This is a genomic window from Corynebacterium sp. LK26 (assembly GCF_014335085.1).
Classification (GTDB): Bacteria; Actinomycetota; Actinomycetes; order Mycobacteriales; family Mycobacteriaceae; genus Corynebacterium; species Corynebacterium jeikeium_D.
Window position 1 is genome coordinate 120,448 of sequence record NZ_PDHB01000011.1, and the last position, 17,091, is coordinate 137,538.

Annotated in this window: 14 protein-coding genes, 1 tRNA gene and 1 pseudogene; 11 read left to right on the forward strand and 5 right to left on the reverse strand. The window is 57.8% G+C overall.

The annotated features are described in order from the left end of the window. Positions 1-84 precede the first annotated feature (84 nt). Genes CRD13_RS07145 through CRD13_RS07165 form a run of 5 tightly spaced genes read left to right on the forward strand, consistent with a single transcriptional unit; the run spans position 85 to position 6,315 of the window. The gene (locus CRD13_RS07145) at positions 85-1,872 is read left to right on the forward strand and encodes an ABC transporter ATP-binding protein (RefSeq protein ID WP_070833601.1); all 1,788 of its coding nucleotides are present in this window, start codon (positions 85-87) and stop codon (positions 1,870-1,872) included. Further along, the gene (locus tag CRD13_RS07150) at positions 1,869-3,617 is read left to right on the forward strand and encodes an ABC transporter ATP-binding protein (RefSeq protein WP_016421586.1); all 1,749 of its coding nucleotides are present in this window, start codon (positions 1,869-1,871) and stop codon (positions 3,615-3,617) included. The genes CRD13_RS07145 and CRD13_RS07150 overlap by 4 nt, the downstream gene beginning before the upstream one ends. Before the next feature lie 34 nt (positions 3,618-3,651). Next, positions 3,652-4,248, forward strand: a complete 597-nt coding sequence (locus CRD13_RS07155) for an MptD family putative ECF transporter S component (RefSeq protein WP_187401477.1) — start codon at positions 3,652-3,654, stop codon at positions 4,246-4,248. After that, the gene (locus tag CRD13_RS07160) at positions 4,241-4,927 is read left to right on the forward strand and encodes an energy-coupling factor transporter transmembrane protein EcfT (protein ID WP_070429406.1); all 687 of its coding nucleotides are present in this window, start codon (positions 4,241-4,243) and stop codon (positions 4,925-4,927) included. Before CRD13_RS07155 ends, CRD13_RS07160 begins: the two co-directional genes overlap by 8 nt. Beyond that, positions 4,924-6,315, forward strand: a complete 1,392-nt coding sequence (locus CRD13_RS07165; RefSeq protein ID WP_070833512.1) for an ABC transporter ATP-binding protein — start codon at positions 4,924-4,926, stop codon at positions 6,313-6,315. Before CRD13_RS07160 ends, CRD13_RS07165 begins: the two co-directional genes overlap by 4 nt. A gap of 34 nt (positions 6,316-6,349) precedes the next feature. Here CRD13_RS07165 and CRD13_RS07170 read toward each other — a convergent pair. Then, positions 6,350-6,423: transfer RNA gene (locus CRD13_RS07170), tRNA-Gly, on the reverse strand. A gap of 206 nt (positions 6,424-6,629) precedes the next feature. Between CRD13_RS07170 and dcd the strand changes: the two genes are divergently transcribed. Beyond that, a complete protein-coding gene (gene dcd / locus CRD13_RS07175; protein ID WP_038626826.1) occupies positions 6,630-7,211 on the forward strand; it encodes a dCTP deaminase in 582 nt (193 codons plus the stop codon). A 188-nt stretch (positions 7,212-7,399) separates the two neighbouring features. Next, positions 7,400-8,782: a UDP-glucose/GDP-mannose dehydrogenase family protein gene (locus CRD13_RS07180; protein WP_187401478.1), complete on the forward strand. Its 1,383-nt coding sequence runs from the start codon at positions 7,400-7,402 to the stop codon at positions 8,780-8,782. On the opposite strand, the gene CRD13_RS07185 is transcribed toward CRD13_RS07180, so the two are convergent. From CRD13_RS07185 to CRD13_RS07195, 3 genes are all read right to left on the reverse strand, one after another. Beyond that, positions 8,779-10,266: a YibE/F family protein gene (locus CRD13_RS07185; protein ID WP_049193753.1), complete on the reverse strand. Its 1,488-nt coding sequence runs from the start codon at positions 10,264-10,266 to the stop codon at positions 8,779-8,781. The genes CRD13_RS07180 and CRD13_RS07185 overlap by 4 nt on opposite strands. Positions 10,267-10,762: 496 nt before the next feature. Beyond that, positions 10,763-12,133, reverse strand: a complete 1,371-nt coding sequence (locus tag CRD13_RS07190; RefSeq protein WP_370449407.1) for a pyridoxal phosphate-dependent aminotransferase — start codon at positions 12,131-12,133, stop codon at positions 10,763-10,765. 149 nt (positions 12,134-12,282) lie between these two features. Further along, the gene (locus CRD13_RS07195; RefSeq protein WP_016421578.1) at positions 12,283-12,819 is read right to left on the reverse strand and encodes a YceI family protein; all 537 of its coding nucleotides are present in this window, start codon (positions 12,817-12,819) and stop codon (positions 12,283-12,285) included. 303 nt (positions 12,820-13,122) lie between these two features. Between CRD13_RS07195 and CRD13_RS07200 the strand changes: the two genes are divergently transcribed. Together CRD13_RS07200 and CRD13_RS07205 are read left to right on the forward strand one after the other, a co-directional pair. Next, positions 13,123-14,244 (forward strand): CE1758 family FMN-dependent luciferase-like monooxygenase, encoded by a 1,122-nt coding sequence (locus CRD13_RS07200; RefSeq protein ID WP_070546015.1) that lies wholly within the window; start codon positions 13,123-13,125, stop codon positions 14,242-14,244. A 17-nt stretch (positions 14,245-14,261) separates the two neighbouring features. Next, a pseudogene (locus CRD13_RS07205) lies at positions 14,262-15,011 on the forward strand (CE1759 family FMN reductase); the annotation flags it as partial. A gap of 50 nt (positions 15,012-15,061) precedes the next feature. On the opposite strand, the gene CRD13_RS07210 reads toward CRD13_RS07205, so the two are convergent. Beyond that, a complete protein-coding gene (locus tag CRD13_RS07210) occupies positions 15,062-15,253 on the reverse strand; it encodes a hypothetical protein (protein ID WP_049191052.1) in 192 nt (63 codons plus the stop codon). 518 nt (positions 15,254-15,771) lie between these two features. Between CRD13_RS07210 and CRD13_RS07215 the strand changes: the two genes are divergently transcribed. Both CRD13_RS07215 and CRD13_RS07220 read left to right on the forward strand, forming a co-directional pair. Next, the gene (locus CRD13_RS07215) at positions 15,772-16,368 is read left to right on the forward strand and encodes a hypothetical protein (protein ID WP_048734421.1); all 597 of its coding nucleotides are present in this window, start codon (positions 15,772-15,774) and stop codon (positions 16,366-16,368) included. 47 nt (positions 16,369-16,415) lie between these two features. Next, positions 16,416-17,090 carry a hypothetical protein gene (locus CRD13_RS07220; RefSeq protein ID WP_005511744.1) on the forward strand — a complete coding sequence of 225 codons (675 nt, stop codon included), beginning with the start codon at positions 16,416-16,418 and terminating at the stop codon, positions 17,088-17,090. The last annotated feature ends 1 nt before the right edge of the window (position 17,091 follow it).

A 17,091-nucleotide genomic window follows, 5' to 3' on the forward strand; every position in this document is an offset into this window, starting at 1 on the left:
TGTTCGTATCAGTTGACGTGCACAGTAGACACACCTCCCAGAAATATAGTAAGGTTAGGCATGCCTAAGAAGGATGGTGCTTACGTGAACGAAAGTGCAACGGATCAGGTTGTTGAAGGCGAGTATGGGTCGGCGAAGGAAAAATCAGTCGCTGGCCAGAACGCGATCCGTCAGCTATCGCAGCCGGTGAAAGGCAAACTGTTTATCGCGCAGGCCTTAACGTTCGCCTCTGGGGTGTTGGCTATCGCACCCTATGTGGCTTTGGTGGAGCTGGGAGCTGCGCTGATGCAAGACCGGGTGGACCCGGCGCGGGTGAACTGGATCGTGATGCTCCTTGTTTCTGCTTACATGGCGCGGTTGACTTTGTATTTTGTTGCGTTGGGCGTGACGCATTTTATTGACCTGTCGTTGCGTAATCAGATGCGTCGGCAAATTGCCGCCCGAATGTCGACTGCTCCGCTGTCGTGGTTTACCCGCGAGGGCGAAGGGAAGATCCGCAAGACCATTCAGGATGATACGGCCACGGTGCACACAGTGATCGCACACGGGCCGATCGAGAAACTGAACGCAATCGTCTCCCCGCTCGCCTTGTTGGCCTATGCGTTCGTGGTGGATTGGCGGCTCGCTCTGCTGTCGATTGCAACGATTCCGGTTTATGTGGGCATGTATGGCATGTCGATGCGAGGGATGAATGAGAAGACCGCGGAAATGGACACCAAGCTCGCTCAGGTTTCGGCAACGATGGCCGAGTTCGTTGCCGGTATCTCAGTGGTGAAAGCGTTCGGCAAGGTCGGCCAAGCACATAAAGCCTATTTAGATGCAGCTAACGAGTTTTCTAAGTTCTACCGGGCGTGGTGTATGCCGCTGGTGTCGATGTCGGTCGCCTCATTTTCGTGGGTGTCGATCCCGGTGCTGTTGATCGTGAACCTTGGCGGTGGCGCGTTGATGATGAACGCCGGTTGGGTGAGCATCTACGAGGTGATAACGACGACGTTGATCGCCTTGGTGCTGCCGGGAGCGTTGATGGCAGTCGCAACCATCGCCTGGTCTTATCAGCTCGCAGGTTCAGCGGCAGTACGGCTGGTGAATGTCATGGAGCTACCGGTGTTGAGTCAGCCCGATGCGCCACAGACACCACACGGTCATGATATCGAGATTCGGGGTGTGTCGTATGCCTATGACGACACCCAGGCATTAGACGAGGTGAGCCTGAGCATTCCGGCAGGCACGGTGACCGCGCTGGTTGGCCCGTCGGGTGCGGGGAAGTCGACGTTGGCGAGTTTAATTGCCCGCTTCGATGACCCGGACGCTGGCACGATCACCATCGGCGGGGTTGATCTAAAGAGCATTTCCCAGGATGTGTTGTATTCGACGGTCGCATTCGTCCTGCAAGATGCACAGCTTATTCGCGACACCATCCACAACAACATTGCCCTGGGCGCGCGAGACGCAACCTTGGAGCAGGTGCGGCAGGCAGCGAGAGCAGCGCAGATCGACGAGTTCATCATGAGCCTGCCCGATGGTTACGACACTGTGTTGGGGGAGGACACCCACGTTTCGGGCGGGCAGGCAGCCCGTATCGCGATCGCCCGGGCGCTCATGGTTGATGCCCCAGTGTTGGTGCTGGACGAGGCGACGGCGATGGCGGACCCGGAATCGGAATCGAAAATCCAACAAGCTCTCTCGACTCTTGCCAAAGGCAGAACCGTGATTGTGATCGCCCACCGACTGGCCTCGATCAGAGGGGCAGACCAAATTGTCGTCATGGAACGCGGGGGCATTGCTGTGGTCGGTAAACACGACGAGCTGTTGGGTAATGCGCACTATCAGGCACTTCTTGCCCAAGGTGCATGCGAGGAGATGAAACGATGAATCAACTATTGCTGCCACGCTTTAAGCGTTTGATGGAACCCACCTCGTGGCGAGACCTCTCGGTCGGTCAAGCGTGGGGTGCGGTCTCAGGACTGTGTCACGGCTTTGCCCTGCTCGCGCTACTCCCTGCAGCAAGCGCCTTGGCGACCGGAATGCCGGTGTGGGGGCTGTCGTTTTGGGGCTGGCTCATCGCCTTGGCGGTGTTCGCGGTGCTGGGCGTGGGCACGGAGTTTTATGGCATGCGCACCGGCTATATCGGCGCGCTTGGATTCATTCACGACGTCCACCAGGCAGTAGGTAACAAAGTAGCCCGCCTACCACTGGGAGTGTTCGATTCGGGTAGCTCTGGCCGACTGTCGCGCATGGTCACCAAGGAAATGATGGACTTGGGCGAGTCGGCGGCACATTTCATTTTCTCCCTCGTCCAAAAACTCTCAGCCGTGCTCGTAGTCACTGTGGGAACCTGGTTCTGGGATTGGCGGCTGGGACTGACCTTGACGATCGCGTTCCCGATCATGCTTGCCTTCCTCCATATCTCCCGTGTGCTTCTCGATAAGGGCAAGAAGGTTTCCGAACCAGCCGAGTCAGAGTTGGCGGCTCGCATGGTCGAATTCGCCACCTGCCAAGGTGCATTGCGTTCCTGTCACGTCGCCGACGACTACCCGGCCCTTGATCAGGCTTTCGACCAGGCTGACCGCAAGGGCCGCAAAGCATTGTGGTTCGAAACACTAGCGAACCTGATTAATGGGATGTTCGTCCAAGCGCTCATTGTGGTGATGATCTGGCTCACCGCCCAACTCACCCTCGGCGGGCAGATGAATGCGCTGAACGCCTTGGTGACAATCGGCATGTGCCTGCGGTTCACCACCATGCTCCAAGACATTGGCGGAAATATATCTGGGCTGGAAGAACGCCGCCAGCAGATGAACCACGTCGACAAGGTCATGGACGCTCCCGAACTGTCCGAACCTGTCACCTCCACACCGGTGAGCGCTCCTGGTGATGTTCGCTTCGATGATGTGACCTTCGGCTACGATCCGGACACCCCGGTTCTCCGTGATTTCTCCTTCCATGTCCCGCAAGGCGGCATGTGTGCCCTGGTTGGTCCATCTGGGTGCGGGAAGACGACGATCGCCCGGTTGGTTGCACGTTTCTGGGATGTGCAGTCCGGCAGCGTGCGCGTTGGCGGGGTTGATGTGCGTGAGCAGACCACCGAAGATTTGATGCGCCAGATATCCCTGGTCTTCCAAGACGTCTACTTATTCAATGACACGCTTGAGGCCAACATTCGCCTTGGCAACCCAGAAGCTACCGATGAAGAAATCAGGTGGGCCGCTGACCTGTCGGGCGTGACGGAAATCGTCAACCGCCTCCCAGATGGCTGGAATTCATTGGCGGGCGCTGGCGGGCGTGCACTGTCAGGTGGGGAACGCCAACGAGTGTCCATCGCTCGCGCCTTGGTGAAGAAGGCCCCGATCGTGCTGTTCGATGAGGCCACCAGCGCATTGGACGCGGAAAATGAAGCCAACATTGTTGCGGCGATGAACGAGCTACGCAAGCACTCCACGCTGATCGTGATCGCCCACAAACTGGAAACCATTCGCCAAGCTGACCAAATTATTGTGCTCTCCCACGGTGGGCGTATCGCCCAGCGCGGGCCTCACGACGAGCTGGTCAACCAGCCGGGTCAATACCGCGATTTCTGGCAAGAGCGCATCAACGCAGGCGGATGGCAACTCGTCTAAACACAGCGCATATCAGCACATAAAAGGAAAAACTATGTCCACACGCACATCCTCGCGCCTCAACACGCGCGACTTCATCAACATCGGCGTCTTCACTGCCTTGATGTTCGTCATCGTGTTTGCATTCGGAATGCTCGGGTTCATCCCCGTCGCCATGTATGCCGGCTTCTTGCTTTCTATCCTCGTTAACGGCATCGTCTTTGCGCTGTTCACAGCACGCACTCCGAAGATGGGGGCATTGACCATCATGCTGATCCTCATCGAAATCCTCTTCTTCGTGACCGGCCACTGGGTGGGCGGCATCGCGATCGCCGCTGTATTCGGCCTGCTCGCCGACCTAGTCATCACCAAGGGGCCGAAGAGCGTGAAGGTTCGCGTTCCGCTGGCATACGCACTGTTTATTCTGCCGATCTACGTGTCACCGTGGATGCCGCTATTTATGAACCGAGAGGCATATATGTCGCAGATCGCCGAACAAATGGGCGCCGAGTATGCCGCGAAGATGGCCCAGGTTGTCACTATCCCGATTCTGTTGGGCTTCTTCGTCGTGATGCTCATCGTTGGCTGGCTTGCTGGTCTGTTGGGAACCAGGGTCGCGCGCAAACACTTTGAACGGGCCGGTCTTGTCTAAACTTCCCGACCCGCGCACGATTATCGTAGCGCTCGTCATCGTCTCCACCACGATCTACAGTTCCTACTCGCCGTGGTTCGTGTGTGCTCTGGGCGGATTCGCTGCCGTGATGCTGGCGAGCGCCTCGATCAACCCCAACACGCTCGTGCGCCCGAGCTGGGTGGCCGTCTACCTGGCCACGTTTGCGGTCCTCGGTGGGCTCGTTTATGTGATACCCCTGGTCTGGAAATCAACAGCCAGCGCATTCCTCGTGCTGTTTCTGCAGTGGATGTGGCGATTCAGCGTCAGCGCAGGCATGGGCGCATACGCGATCGGTGTAATCCGACCTGCCACCTTGCAAAAAGCACTAGCCAGCTCACGAATCCCGACTTGTTTGACGATCCCTATCTCAGTCGCGTTACGGGTGCTGCCCGTGATCGGCCACGAGGTTAAAGCGATCTCAGATGCGATGAAGCTTCGCGGGATGTCCGCGCTTTCCCTGCGCGCGGCCCAGTACTTCACGATCCCGCTGCTATCGACCGTGGTGCGAAGCGGGGACGAACTGGCATCTGCTGCCCTTGTACGCGGACTGGGCGGAACCGCAAAGCCTACCTCAGTCACGGTCGTGAAATTCCGGGTGGTCGACGCGGTCATTCTGCTCATCGTTATCGGCTTCGCGATATGGAGAATCACCCTATGACAACAGCCCAAGCCACCGGCGTCACCTTCACCTATCGGGGAGCAGACCACCCCTCAATCACAGACGCAACCATCACCATCACACCTGGAACCGTCACCTTGCTGTGCGGCGCGTCTGGGTCAGGGAAAACTACCGCGCTACGGCTGTTTAACGGGCTGATCCCGCACTTCCACGACGGCGACCTTACCGGAAGCGTCACAGTCGACGACATTGACGTGGCACGAGTAGATCTATCAGAGCTTGCCCACCACTGTTCGACAGTGTTTCAAAACCCGCGCACCCAGTTCTACACCACTCACGTGCGCCAAGAACTCGCCTTCGGCCCAGAAAATCTCGGCCGCGACCCGCAGGAGATTAGTGCCCGCATTGACGAGGTTGCCGCCGAGTTAGGTATCGCCGACCAGTTGGAATCCCGCGTCACACAACTGTCGGGTGGGCAGATGCAACGCGTGGCCTGCGCCATCGCCATGTGCAACAACACGTCGCTGATCGTCTTTGACGAGCCGACCGCGAACTTGTCCGCTGACGTTATCGACCAACTCGCCACGCTCATCGCCCGGCTCAAAAAAGACGGGCACACCATCATCATCGCTGAACACCGGCTGAGTTTCCTCGCCGGGATTGTCGACCGCGTCTACTGCTTCGACAAAGGCAATATCGCCCTCACCGCAACCGGCGAAGAGTTCTACGCTACCTCGGATGAGGAGCGCAAACAGCTTGGACTGCGATCCCTTGTGCCCGTGCCCATGCCGCAGCTACCGCAACCGGCAGGAGATGGGCTCACGATTGACAACCTCACCTTCGCCTACCGCCACGGAAACACAGTCCTCAACATCGACCATGTGCTCTTCCCGGAAGGGAAAATCACTGCACTGTTGGGCCCGTGCGGGTCGGGCAAATCAACACTGGCACGGATCGTCTGCGGACTTGAAAAGGCCAAGCATACATCCATCACACTCAATGGACAGAAATTCACCAGCCGTGACTCCTACCTTGTGATGCAAGACCCTACCCGACAGTTGTTCTCGGACACAGTCATTGACGAAGTCACGCTCGGCACGACCAAAGCCGAAAAGCAACGCATCGATGCCCACGCGATCCTTGAAGAACTCGACCTTGCCGACCACGAGGCTGATCATCCCCAAGCACTCTCTGGCGGGCAACGCCAACGCCTGGTTATTGCTACAGCGCTTGCTGCGAACAAGAAAGTTTACATCTTCGACGAGCCCACGTCCGGTGTTGGCTACAAGCACCTTGTCGCGATTTCCCGGGTAATGCGTAAACTCGCTGACACTGGTGCCGTCGTCATTGTCATCACCCACGACGCTGAACTCGTTACCGAGGTCGCCGACCATAGCGTCCGCCTCGACCAAATCAACGCCTGCTAACGCAAACGCCTACTTATCATTTTCGACGTCATAGTGGAGCCGATGACGGGAATCGAACCCGCGCCGCCTGCTTGGGAAGCAGGAGTTCTACCATTGAACTACATCGGCACACAGTAGGCGGAATGATTAAAAGCACGCCACGAGATTGGCACAGTAGATGTGACATGCAGGCAATCAGTCGCCCTCTGTAACTTCAATGTAGCACTCTCGATTCGCGTCGAAAAAATTGGTTGGCAGCCGTTCCACTGAATTTAGTGGGGTTTATCCTGCAACCGACACACGCTGTGCATTACAGAGCGGTTAAGCTGGTCTATGTGTTGCTCTCAGATCGTGATATTCGTGCCGCTATCGATGCCGAAGGCTCCGGCCATCTCGGCATTGATCCTTTTGACCCGAAGATGATTCAGCCTTCGTCCATCGACGTGCGTCTGGACAAGTTCTTCCGAGTTTTTAACAACTCGCAGTACACGCACATCGATCCGAAGTTGCCGCAGGAAGAACTGACGTCCCCGCACGAGGTTCCAGAAGGGCAGCCCTTCATTCTTCATCCGGGCGAGTTCGTCCTGGCATCGACTTTGGAATACTTCACTATTCCGCCAAACTTGGCAGGCCGCCTGGAAGGTAAGTCTTCGCTGGGGCGTCTGGGCCTGGCAACGCACTCGACCGCCGGCTTTATTGACCCAGGCTTTTCAGGCCACATCACGCTGGAGCTATCCAATGTGGCGAATTTGCCCATCGCATTGTGGCCGAATATGAAGGTCGGTCAGCTGGCACTGTTCAAGATGTCCTCGCCGGCAGAGGTGCCTTACGGTTCTGGCAAGCTCGGTTCGAAGTATCAAGGGCAGCGAGGCCCGACGCCTTCGCGTGCATACCTCAACTTCCGCGATGAGGAATAAGGCATTGGGAACTCGGGGCATAAATGAATTGTGAATAGCCTCGAGTGAATTCTCGGTGAAGAAACGTAAACAAGTGTTCAATAAAGAGTTTCTGCAGGTCAAAGCTTTAAATATGGGCCTTTAGTTTACACCATTTAAGGGTTAAATCGGCTTGAAGGCCTTTTATCTTTCGATAAATAATAGCCCTTATGCGTATTACGGTTATTGGTACGGGCTACCTTGGTGCCACTCATGCTGCGGCGATGGCGGAGTTGGGTCACGAGGTTCTCGGCGTAGATGTTGATCCCGCCAAGATTGAGGCATTGTCCGCAGGCCAAGTTCCTTTCTTTGAACCCGGCTTGCCCGAACTGCTAAAGAAGCACGTTGAGTCGGGGCGGCTACGTTTCACCACTAACTATGACGAGGCCGTTGAATTTGCGAATGTCCATTTCGTAGGAGTTGGAACTCCGCAGGTTAAGGGCTCTTACGCCGCTGACGTTCGCTATGTGGACGCCGCTATTACCGAATTGGCTAAGCGCGTCGTCGGCAAGCATTTAGTGTTTGGTAAGTCCACTGTGCCCGTCGGTACTGCACCGCGTCTGCAGGCGCTGACTGCGAAGATGATTGGTGAGCGCGCCGCATCTGGTGATGAGCAGTTGAAGGATACCAGCCTCGAGATTGCCTGGAACCCGGAGTTCCTGCGCGAGGGCTTCGCGGTAAAGGACACTCTCGAGCCGGACCGTGTGGTGCTGGGCACCCAGAAGCCGGGCATGATCCTCAATGGTGCAGGTCAGGAAGTCGAATCGATCGCTGAGGAAAGTCTGCGCGAGTGCTTCGGCCCTATCTTTGAGCGTGAGACGCCGTTTATCGTCGCGGACACCGCCACCGCAGAGCTGGTGAAGGTGTCGGCGAACGCATTCCTCGCCACCAAGATTTCCTTCATCAACGCGGTCTCTGAAATCTGTGAGGTCACAGGTGCGGATATCACCACGCTTGCCGACGCCATCGGTATGGACGCTCGAATTGGCCGCCGCTTCCTCAATGCGGGGCTGGGCTTCGGCGGCGGTTGCCTGCCGAAGGATATCCGCGCATTCATGGCCCGCGCTGGTGAGCTGGGCGTTGACCAGGCGCTGACTTTCCTGCGCGAGGTCGATGCAATCAACATGCGTCGCCGTGAAAAGACCGTTGACCTGGTACGCGGCAGCTTCGGTGGCTCGTTGCTCGGTCACACCGTGACCGTGCTGGGTGCGGCTTTCAAGCCGAACTCTGACGATGTGCGTGACTCCCCGGCGCTGTCGATTGCTGGTTCGCTGTCTCTGGCGGGCGCTTCGGTGAGTGTTTATGACCCGCAGGCCATGGAGAACGCCAAGAAGAATTTCCCGACCTTGGAGTACGCACCGAGCATCGAAGCTGCCCTGGAAGGCACGGAGATGGTTGTCGTCGCCACCGAGTGGCAGCAGTTCCGCGACATCGACCCGGTGGCTGCGAAGAAGCTGGTCAAGCGTGCAGCAGTGCTCGACGGCCGCAACTGCCTGCCAGCCGACCAGTGGCGTGCCGCAGGCTGGGATGTCACCTGCCTCGGCCGCGGCTAAATGCTAGCCGCCCTCGAGCGCTTCGGAAACTTCATACCCTCCGGGGCCACGGTATAGGCGGCGATGAGGGTGGTAATCGGCACTGCGAGTACCAAAGCCACCGCACCGATGGTGGAACGCAGCAGCTCTGTGGCCACGACATCGGAGGTCAACGACTGCATCAGCGGCCGGTCGGAGACGCTTAACAAAATCGATAGCGGTAGTGCGGTGCCGAGGTACGCCAGTACCAGTGTGTAGACCATCGACGCGATGTGATCGCGACCGACGCGCATTGCCGAGCGGAAGACCTCCATAGGCCGCGACCGCGGAGCTGCTTCGTAAAGCTCCTGGACGGTCGATGCCTGGGCGATGGTGACGTCGTTAAGCACGCCCAACGCGCCGATGATGAATCCCGCCAGAAGCAGACCTGTGACGGAGACGTCAGGCAGGTAAAGCTGAATGAGCAGGTTGTCCTCGTTGCCGAGACCACGTAGCTGTGACGTGGAGATTGCGAGGTTGGCCAGGCCCGCCGCCAACACCATCGTGGTGAGTGTTCCCGCCAGTGCGGAAGCTGACTTCCAATTGATGCCATGTACGAGGAAGAGCACCGGGAAGAGGATCGCCGCGCCCGCCGTGATGGCTAAGGCCACAGGATCGCCACCGCGTAGCAGTGCCGGAACCAGGAATCCCATCACTGCGGCCAGCGTGATGCCAAGACCAATGAGGCTCAAGACTCCGCGAGTCATGCCGACGAGGATGATGAGCAGCACCGCTGCGCCGAGCCACATCCAGATGGTCGTGGTGCGATCCATGTCCAGGAAGGTGTAGGTGTTGCCGATGCTAGCGGTGTCGACAACCTGATGAGGTGCGAGGTCGACGACATTAGTGTCGGTGGCAGGAGCAGGAGCTTCGGGGGCAGCGGGGGCAGCGGGGGCTTCTGCGTCGGATTCAGGTGCTGGTTCCTGCTCCGGGGCTGGAGCTGGTGCCGGAGCCTCTGCATCAGGAGCAGGCTCACCCTCTGCGCCCTCAGGGGCAGGCGCGGGAACAACGCCGGGAGCCGGTGTCATCAACCCCGGATCCGGCACGGCACCATTGTCGACAGCTCCGGTACCGGCCGCGTTTGGACGGTGAATTGCCAGGACGACCTTGTCTCCCTCCTCCAGCTCAATCTCGCCGGGAAGGCCGGATGCTTCCAGCAGAGTCTTCTTGCCCTCGTCTGGACCCGAGGTCAGCTCAATGACCGAGAGCTGGCACTTCGGCGCCGCGGGGTCATTGAGGGAGGCCGCCAGTCCTGGCCGCGGCTGGTCATCGAAGACGCGTCCGTTGTCAGGCGAATTGCACGCGCCGACGCTGTGCTTTACGACGGTTCCCTTAACCGTCTCTGCAGCTGACGTCTGTGACTGCAGGAATCCCGGCCCTGGGCTCGGAGCTTCACCCGATGGCCAGAGCCCAATCACTGCGAGGAAAGTGGCAATACCAGCAACTGTGAGAACTGTGGCCAGCAAGCGACGTGCTCTTGTGGGGTTGTGCCGCGGTTTCGTTGGTTTTGGTTTGGCTTGCGCAGGTTCGTTTTGCCGTGCCGGTGCTGGTTTTGAATGTGCGGCAGGCTCTGCATGTCGTGCTGGGGCAGCCGAAGTTGCAGAGTTGGGTTGATTCGCGGCATTGACAGCCCGGAACCGGCCGGTAGGGGAGCCGTTGTTCGAGTTCTTCAGTACGTCGAGATGCGCACCTATGTCGGAACCCGGAGCAACGCGAAAAGGTTGCTGGTTGTCAGAGTTCATTGAATCTTTTGAATGCCTGCCCACCCTTAATAACCTAATCGCTGCACCAGCACCGGAAGGCGTACCGCCATTCCGGCGCGCCGGGCCGTGGTCATCAGCGCTATGGCCCACCTATCGATGCAATACTCACTCATCGATGCGCTCCAGTGTGTCCATAAGTGAATAGCGCATCGATATGTGAGAAGGGCAGAACCAGTAGCGTGCGCAACCTTAAGTACTGCTATTGCTTGTAGCTGACCAGGAAGTTGCCTAGGCGCTCGATAGCTTCCTTCAGGTCGCGTGCCCACGGCAGGGTGACAATTCGGAAGTGATCCGGCGTCGGGTAGTTGAAGCCAGAGCCGCCGACCATCAGGATCTTCTCTTCACGCAGGATGTCGAGCATCAGCTTCTCGTCATCGTGAATTTCGTAGACGTTCGGATCCAGCTTCGGGAATGCGTACATGGCGCCCATCGGCTTTACACAGCTCACGCCTGGAATTGAGGTCAGTCCCTCGTAGGCGACATTGCGCTGCTCCAGAAGGCGACCGCCTGGCAAGATCAAGTCCTCGATGGACTGGTAGCCGCCAAGTGCCACCTGAATGCCGTGTTGAGCAGGGACATTCGGGCATAGACGGGTGCTGGCCAGCAAGTTGATGCCCTCGATAAAGCCCTCTGCGTGGCGCTTCGGGCCAGTCAGCACCATCCAGCCAGCGCGGTAGCCGGCCACACGGTAGGTCTTGGACAGGCCGTTGAAGGTGATACAGAGCAAATCCGGGGCCAAGGAGGCAGTGGAAATGTGCTCTGCATCGTCGTAGAGGATGCGGTCGTAGATTTCGTCGGAAAGCAGCAGGAGTGAGTGCTCACGAGCGATATCGACGATGGCTTCGAGTGTCTGGCGTGTGTAGACCGCGCCGGTCGGATTGTTCGGGTTGATGATGACAATCGCCTTCGTGCGATCCGTCACCTTCGAGCGAATGTCTTCGACATCCGGGGCCCAGTTATTCTCCTCATCGCACGTGTAGTGGACGGCCTTGCCGCCGGCGAGGGTGGTTGCTGCAGTCCAGAGCGGGTAATCCGGAGCTGGAATGAGGACCTCATCGCCCTCGTTGAGCAGCGCCTGCGTGGTGATGGAAATCAGCTCGGAGACGCCGTTGCCCAGCCAGACGTCGTTGACGTCGAAACGGGGGAAGTCCGGGTCCATCTCATAGCGCGTGACGACGGCACGGCGTGCGGAGTAAATACCCTTGGACTCGGAATAGCCCTGTGCGTGGGGGAGAGCGCGGACCATGTCCTGCACGATGGTGTCAGGTGCATCAAAGCCGAACTTCGCCGGATTGCCAGTGTTGAGCATCATGATGCGGTGGCCGTCGGCCTCCATCTGCTCGGCGAGAGTAGTCACCGGACCGCGAATGTCGTAGAGGACGTTCTGCAGCTTGGAGGATTGGTCCAGTGTCTTCAGTGGAGTGCGGCGAGGTGCCCTGATGTTTCCACGACGGGCGGCAACACGGGCAGCACGGGACTGCTCGGCCTGAGCGGCCTGCGCAGCCTGAGCGTCCTGCGTTGTCTCGTTGGTGGTTTCGGTGCCCTGGGAAGTGTCTTTACTGGAACTCACCTGTCTAAGCATGCCACTTTTTTGCTCCCGCACCATGCTTTTCTCACAGCGGGGGGCAGATTAATTGCACATTGATTGCGCAAAAGCGCCCTGCATGAGGATGCAGGACGCTTTACTGGGGTGCGGGCAGCTGGGGTTCTGGCTGCTAGTTACTGCTTAACTGCGGAGCCGTCGATCTGCAGGGAAATCTCGTTGCCAAGGAGCAGGCCGCCAGTCTTAATAGGAGCGTTGTAATCGATGCCGAAATCGGTGCGGTCAATCTTGGTGGCTGCCTCGAAGCCAACGCGAGTCTGACCCCATGGGTCTTCAGCGGAGCCGAAAATGTCGACATCCAGGGTGACCGGCTTGGTGATGCCGTTGATGGTTAGGTCGCCGGTAACGGTGGCCTTTTCTTCGCTCTGGAGCTCGATAGCGGTGGAAACGAATTCGAAGGTCGGGTTTTCGTCGGTGCCGAAGAAGTCCTTCGAGCGCAGGTGGTTGTCGCGCTCTTCATTGTTGGTGTTGATGGAGTTCGCCTGAATGGTCGCCTTTGCCGTGGAATTCTCCGGCTTGTCGGCATCAAAATTAATAACGGACTCAAACTCAGTGAACTGACCGTGGACCTTAGTGATCATTGCGTGACGAACGGTGAATCCAACGGTGGAGTGCTGTGCATCAAGAACGTAGTTGCCAGACTGAAGAGCCATAGTGAATCTCCTAAAAGTTAAAAGTATCTCGAATGTTTCGAAGTATTTTTGTCCGCCGGAACCAACTTCCGGTGTTGACGTGTCAACGATAACTCTAGATGTGATGATGTGTCAACAAAGGTCAAAGAAAATGCCGAATATTTTTTAGAAGCGCACATCCGGTCGGGCGATCGGTTCGGGGTTTTGTCATGGCTGGGCGAGGCTCCTTTGGTTGGAGGCGGTTCATATGGAGTCGTTTTAAGTGCTTATGCCCAGCATAACAGGCGTTGACATGTCAACAACTGCTATTTAGGATTGAGAATTATGCAATTCGGAATTTTTACAATTGGCGACGTCACAAAAGATCCCACGACTGGACAAATCCCTACTGAACATGAGCGCATTAAGGCAACTGTCGCCCTAGCGAAGAAGGCCGAAGAGGTCGGCCTCGATGTATTTGCTACTGGCCAGCACCACAATCCACCGTTTGTGGCACCGGCGAATCCGCCGATTTTATTAGCCAACCTCACAGCACAGACCGAAAATCTGATTCTGTCGACCTCGACAACGCTGATTACCACCACCGACCCCGTGCGCATCGCCGAGGATTACGCCTACCTCCAGCACCTTTCCGAAGGTCGCATTGATCTGATGATGGGCCGCGGCAACACCGGGCCGGTTTATCCGTGGTTTGGCAAGGATATTCGCAAGGGAATTCCGCTGGCCATCGAGAACTATCACCTGCTGCGCACCCTTTGGCGTGAGGAGAATGTGGATTGGCAAGGTCAATTCCGCACTCCGCTGCAGTCATTTACGTCCACACCGCGCCCGCTCGACGGTGTAGCACCTTTCGTGTGGCACGGCTCAATCCGCTCCACTGAGATTGCTGAGCAGGCCGCCTTCTATGGGGACGGCTTCTTCCATAATCACATTTTCTGGAATATCGAGCACACCACAGCCATGGTCAATCTCTACCGCCAGCGCTATGAGCACTACGGTCATGGTGCTGCTGATCAGGCAATCGTCGGGCTTGGCGGTCAGGTCTTCGCCGCTGAGACGGAGAAGAAGGCCAAGGAGATTTTCCGCCCATACTTCGACAATGCCCCGGTCTATGGACATGGGCCATCTCTGGAAGAATTCGAGAACATCACTCCACTGACCGTCGGCACGCCTGAGCAAATCATCGAACGTTACCTGGGCTATGCAGACGCCGTTGGCGACTACCAGCGTCAGCTCTTCCTCATCGATCACGCCGGCCTGCCGCTGGAAATGGCGTTGGAGCAGGTTGAAATCCTGGGAACCGAAATCGTTCCGGTCCTGCGTGAAGAGTTCGAGCGCCGCCGTCCGGCGCACGTGCCTTCCGACCCGCCGACGCATGCCTCGCTGGTTGCCGAGGGCGCAGATTCCCCGCACCTTCTCGTCCGCCCGGCTGAAAGGAATCAGTAGCGAAAAAGCTCGTCGTCGTAAGTGCCGGTGTTTCCGATCCATCAACCACGCGCATCCTTGCCGACCGCATCGCGGAGGCCGTCGAGGCGCAGGTCTCCAAGCGTGGCGAGGGGCTCCAAATTGAGTACGTCGAGCTGCGCGAACTCGCTGTCAGCCTCGGCACTGTGATGTCCACAGGGCTTTACGACGAAAAATTGCGCGCCGCCCTCGATACTGTCAGCGGTGCTGATGGATTGATTGCCGCGCCCCCGGTGTTCGCAGCGTCCTACTCGGGGTTGTTCAAGATGTTTTTCGACGCCCTGGATAAGGATGCGCTGACTTCCATGCCGGTCATTATTGCTGCGACGGCTGGCACAGCACGACATTCGTTGGTGCTGGAGTATGCGATGCGTCCGCTGTTTAGCTACCTGCGCGGCACGGTTATGCCGACTGCTGTATTTGCAGCCACTGAGGACTTTGGTGCTGGCGATGGTGCCGGAAATGGCGCCGGCGGAGTGTCCGGCGCGGAGATGAATAATCGCGTGGTGCGTGCAGCTCGTGAGCTTGCCGAGTACCTTGTCGGTGTTCGCTCGGCCGTAGTCGGTTTTGGTCCAGATTTTGGGAACGAAGCTGAAGAAAAGGGTGCGGAGCATTCAGCGGGCGGGGCCAGCGAGGGGAATCGGGGTGTTGGCGAGCCGAACCAGCGACGCAGTACAAACACGCGGGTGGATACTAATGTCACGGATTTTGCCACACTGCTAGAGGGGCTCGACGGCACCGCGAAGTAGCCGCGCTCACGTGAAGGGGCGGCAGAGGAGGGGTAGGGGGTCAGCGCTCTTTAGCGGCACCACGGGAGGTTGTAGTAGTCGCAAGAGAAGGTATCGGAAAGAGCGTATTCCTTAACCTGCAGGTCGTCGCTGCTGGTTGTAGCTGTCGGTGCTGCGGTAGCGGCCGGAGCGCCGGTCAGCGCGCTCAGGGAAAGTGCTGCGGATGCAATGGTGGTAGCAAGAACGGAAGTGCGTCGAAACATTAGGTAGTACTCCGAAAGATATCTGCCTCGGCAAAGTGTCAGGGCTTTGTGGACTGCCGGACTTCGCCAGTGATTAATAAAGAAATCATAACTATTTAATCAAGAGTGTGAAGTGTGGAGGTCTCTCTACCTGCCCGCGCCTGGGGGTGGCCATTCGGCTACTCTCTGGTGTCTTTATGTAGGTGGGCTAGTGGCCGAAATGTTGATTGTCTAGTACCAAGTGGCCGACCGAGGCATTTTTGAATTGGTTCAAAAGGCGTAGTTCTAATGCGTTTAAATTGATCGACGAAATCTTATTGTTGCGCCCATAATTGCTGGTCAGGGTCAATTAGATGTCGTATTTTCGCGTGACAGAAATCGGTGGGATTCCATTTTTACTATGTGGATAATCGCTGCGGCCGTCGTAAAGTCAGTCGAAAATTTTCCATTACAAAACGCTGAATTTCGACTTACCTTTGCAGGTGTCAGTTCAAGTATTTCCTTACGAGTTGCTCGTCACATCCTGAAAGGATTTCGCCGTGAAGAAGACCCTGCTCTCCGGCTCCATTGCAGCCCTGGTTACCATGTCCTCGCTGGCTGTCGCCCCGATGGCGGAAGCTGCCCCAGCCCCTACCCCGGGCACCGTCGGTGGCACCTGCTCCGTTGAAGGCCAGTCCGGCCAGTCCCTGAAGATCACCGGCTCGAAGTTCGAGGTCGAAGGTACTGCGACTGTCGCTAACTACGGCGACACCGACCTGCCGCTGACCCAGACCCTGAAGGAGGGCAAGACCAAGTCCTGGAACGTCGGCGGTTCGGTCGACTTCGACCTGCTCAAGCTCTTCCATGTCACCTTTAGCGCCGGCTACCAGTCCACTCAGACCTGGGAAGTTGGCCAGACCCTCGGCCCGTACCCAGTCAAGCCTGGCTACACCGGTGTTCTGGAGTATGGCTTCCTGAACCAGTCCTTCGAAGGTACTCACCTGACCTGTAAGGGCGGAAAGTGGATCGACGCAGGTCGTCCGTACTGGGGCACCATCCCGAAGGAGCGCCACATTCGCGTTTCCATGCGCGCCAACGAAGCTGATCGCTCCGTCGACGGTGCTGCTCCGGCACAGGTCAAGGAGTACGCCGTCTAAGACGGGCTGAGCCTCTTTAAGACCTCGAAGCAGAAGGAAGTTTCTCCATGTTGAGCCTGAAAAAGAAGGCCCTGGCCTGCGCGGTGATGGGTGCAAGTCTTCTTGCACCAGGCATCGTTGGACAGGCCGCGGCGACCCCGCTGACCCAGACCCCTGACCAGGATGAGCACCACACCGGTTTCACCAATACGGATAAATGTGACCCGGTCAAGGATGCCAAGCGTCACCCCTGGGAACAGTGGATTACCGACGAATGGGACCGCTACAACGGCACTAACTCATTCACCAACCGCACTGACCGCCCTATTCAGTACACCCTCGAGGTGACAGAGGGAGTCAACGAGTCTGTGAAGGCCATGAGCTCCGGAAATATGTGGGACGTGTTCCTCCACGGGGTGAAGAACAAGTACGGCATCGTCGAGGTCAGTCAGTGGTCGGTTGGCGACAAGCTGGGCCCGGTGACCGTCAACCCCGGTGAGACTGTTCGCGCAGACTACGGCGTGCACATGAAGTCCTTCATTGGCCGTGTTCGCACCTGTGACCAGAAGACCGGCCTGTGGCGCGGTGAGCCCTACTTCGGTGAGTACAACGGCAAGGGGCCGTCGACTCGCTTCGTGGTCTGGCACAAGACCACCAAGGAGGGCGAGCACCGTCAGCAGTGGGCGCCTGTCAGCGGTAACTCCGGTGACGGCGGCCCGGCATCCGCCACGATTAACGACTAGG

Bases quoted from the DNA above. Each gene is read 5' to 3' on its own strand.
- CRD13_RS07180 (WP_187401478.1), top strand. From the start codon at position 7,400: ATGCGTATTACGGTTATTGGTACGGGCTACCTTGGTGCCACTCATGCT.
- CRD13_RS07200 (WP_070546015.1), top strand. From the start codon at position 13,123: ATGCAATTCGGAATTTTTACAATTGGCGACGTCACAAAAGATCCCACG.
- CRD13_RS07150 (WP_016421586.1), top strand. From the start codon at position 1,869: ATGAATCAACTATTGCTGCCACGCTTTAAGCGTTTGATGGAACCCACC.
- CRD13_RS07195 (WP_016421578.1), bottom strand. From the start codon at position 12,819: ATGGCTCTTCAGTCTGGCAACTACGTTCTTGATGCACAGCACTCCACC.
- CRD13_RS07220 (WP_005511744.1), top strand. From the start codon at position 16,416: ATGTTGAGCCTGAAAAAGAAGGCCCTGGCCTGCGCGGTGATGGGTGCA.
- CRD13_RS07165 (WP_070833512.1), top strand. From the start codon at position 4,924: ATGACAACAGCCCAAGCCACCGGCGTCACCTTCACCTATCGGGGAGCA.
- CRD13_RS07210 (WP_049191052.1), bottom strand. From the start codon at position 15,253: ATGTTTCGACGCACTTCCGTTCTTGCTACCACCATTGCATCCGCAGCA.
- CRD13_RS07155 (WP_187401477.1), top strand. From the start codon at position 3,652: ATGTCCACACGCACATCCTCGCGCCTCAACACGCGCGACTTCATCAAC.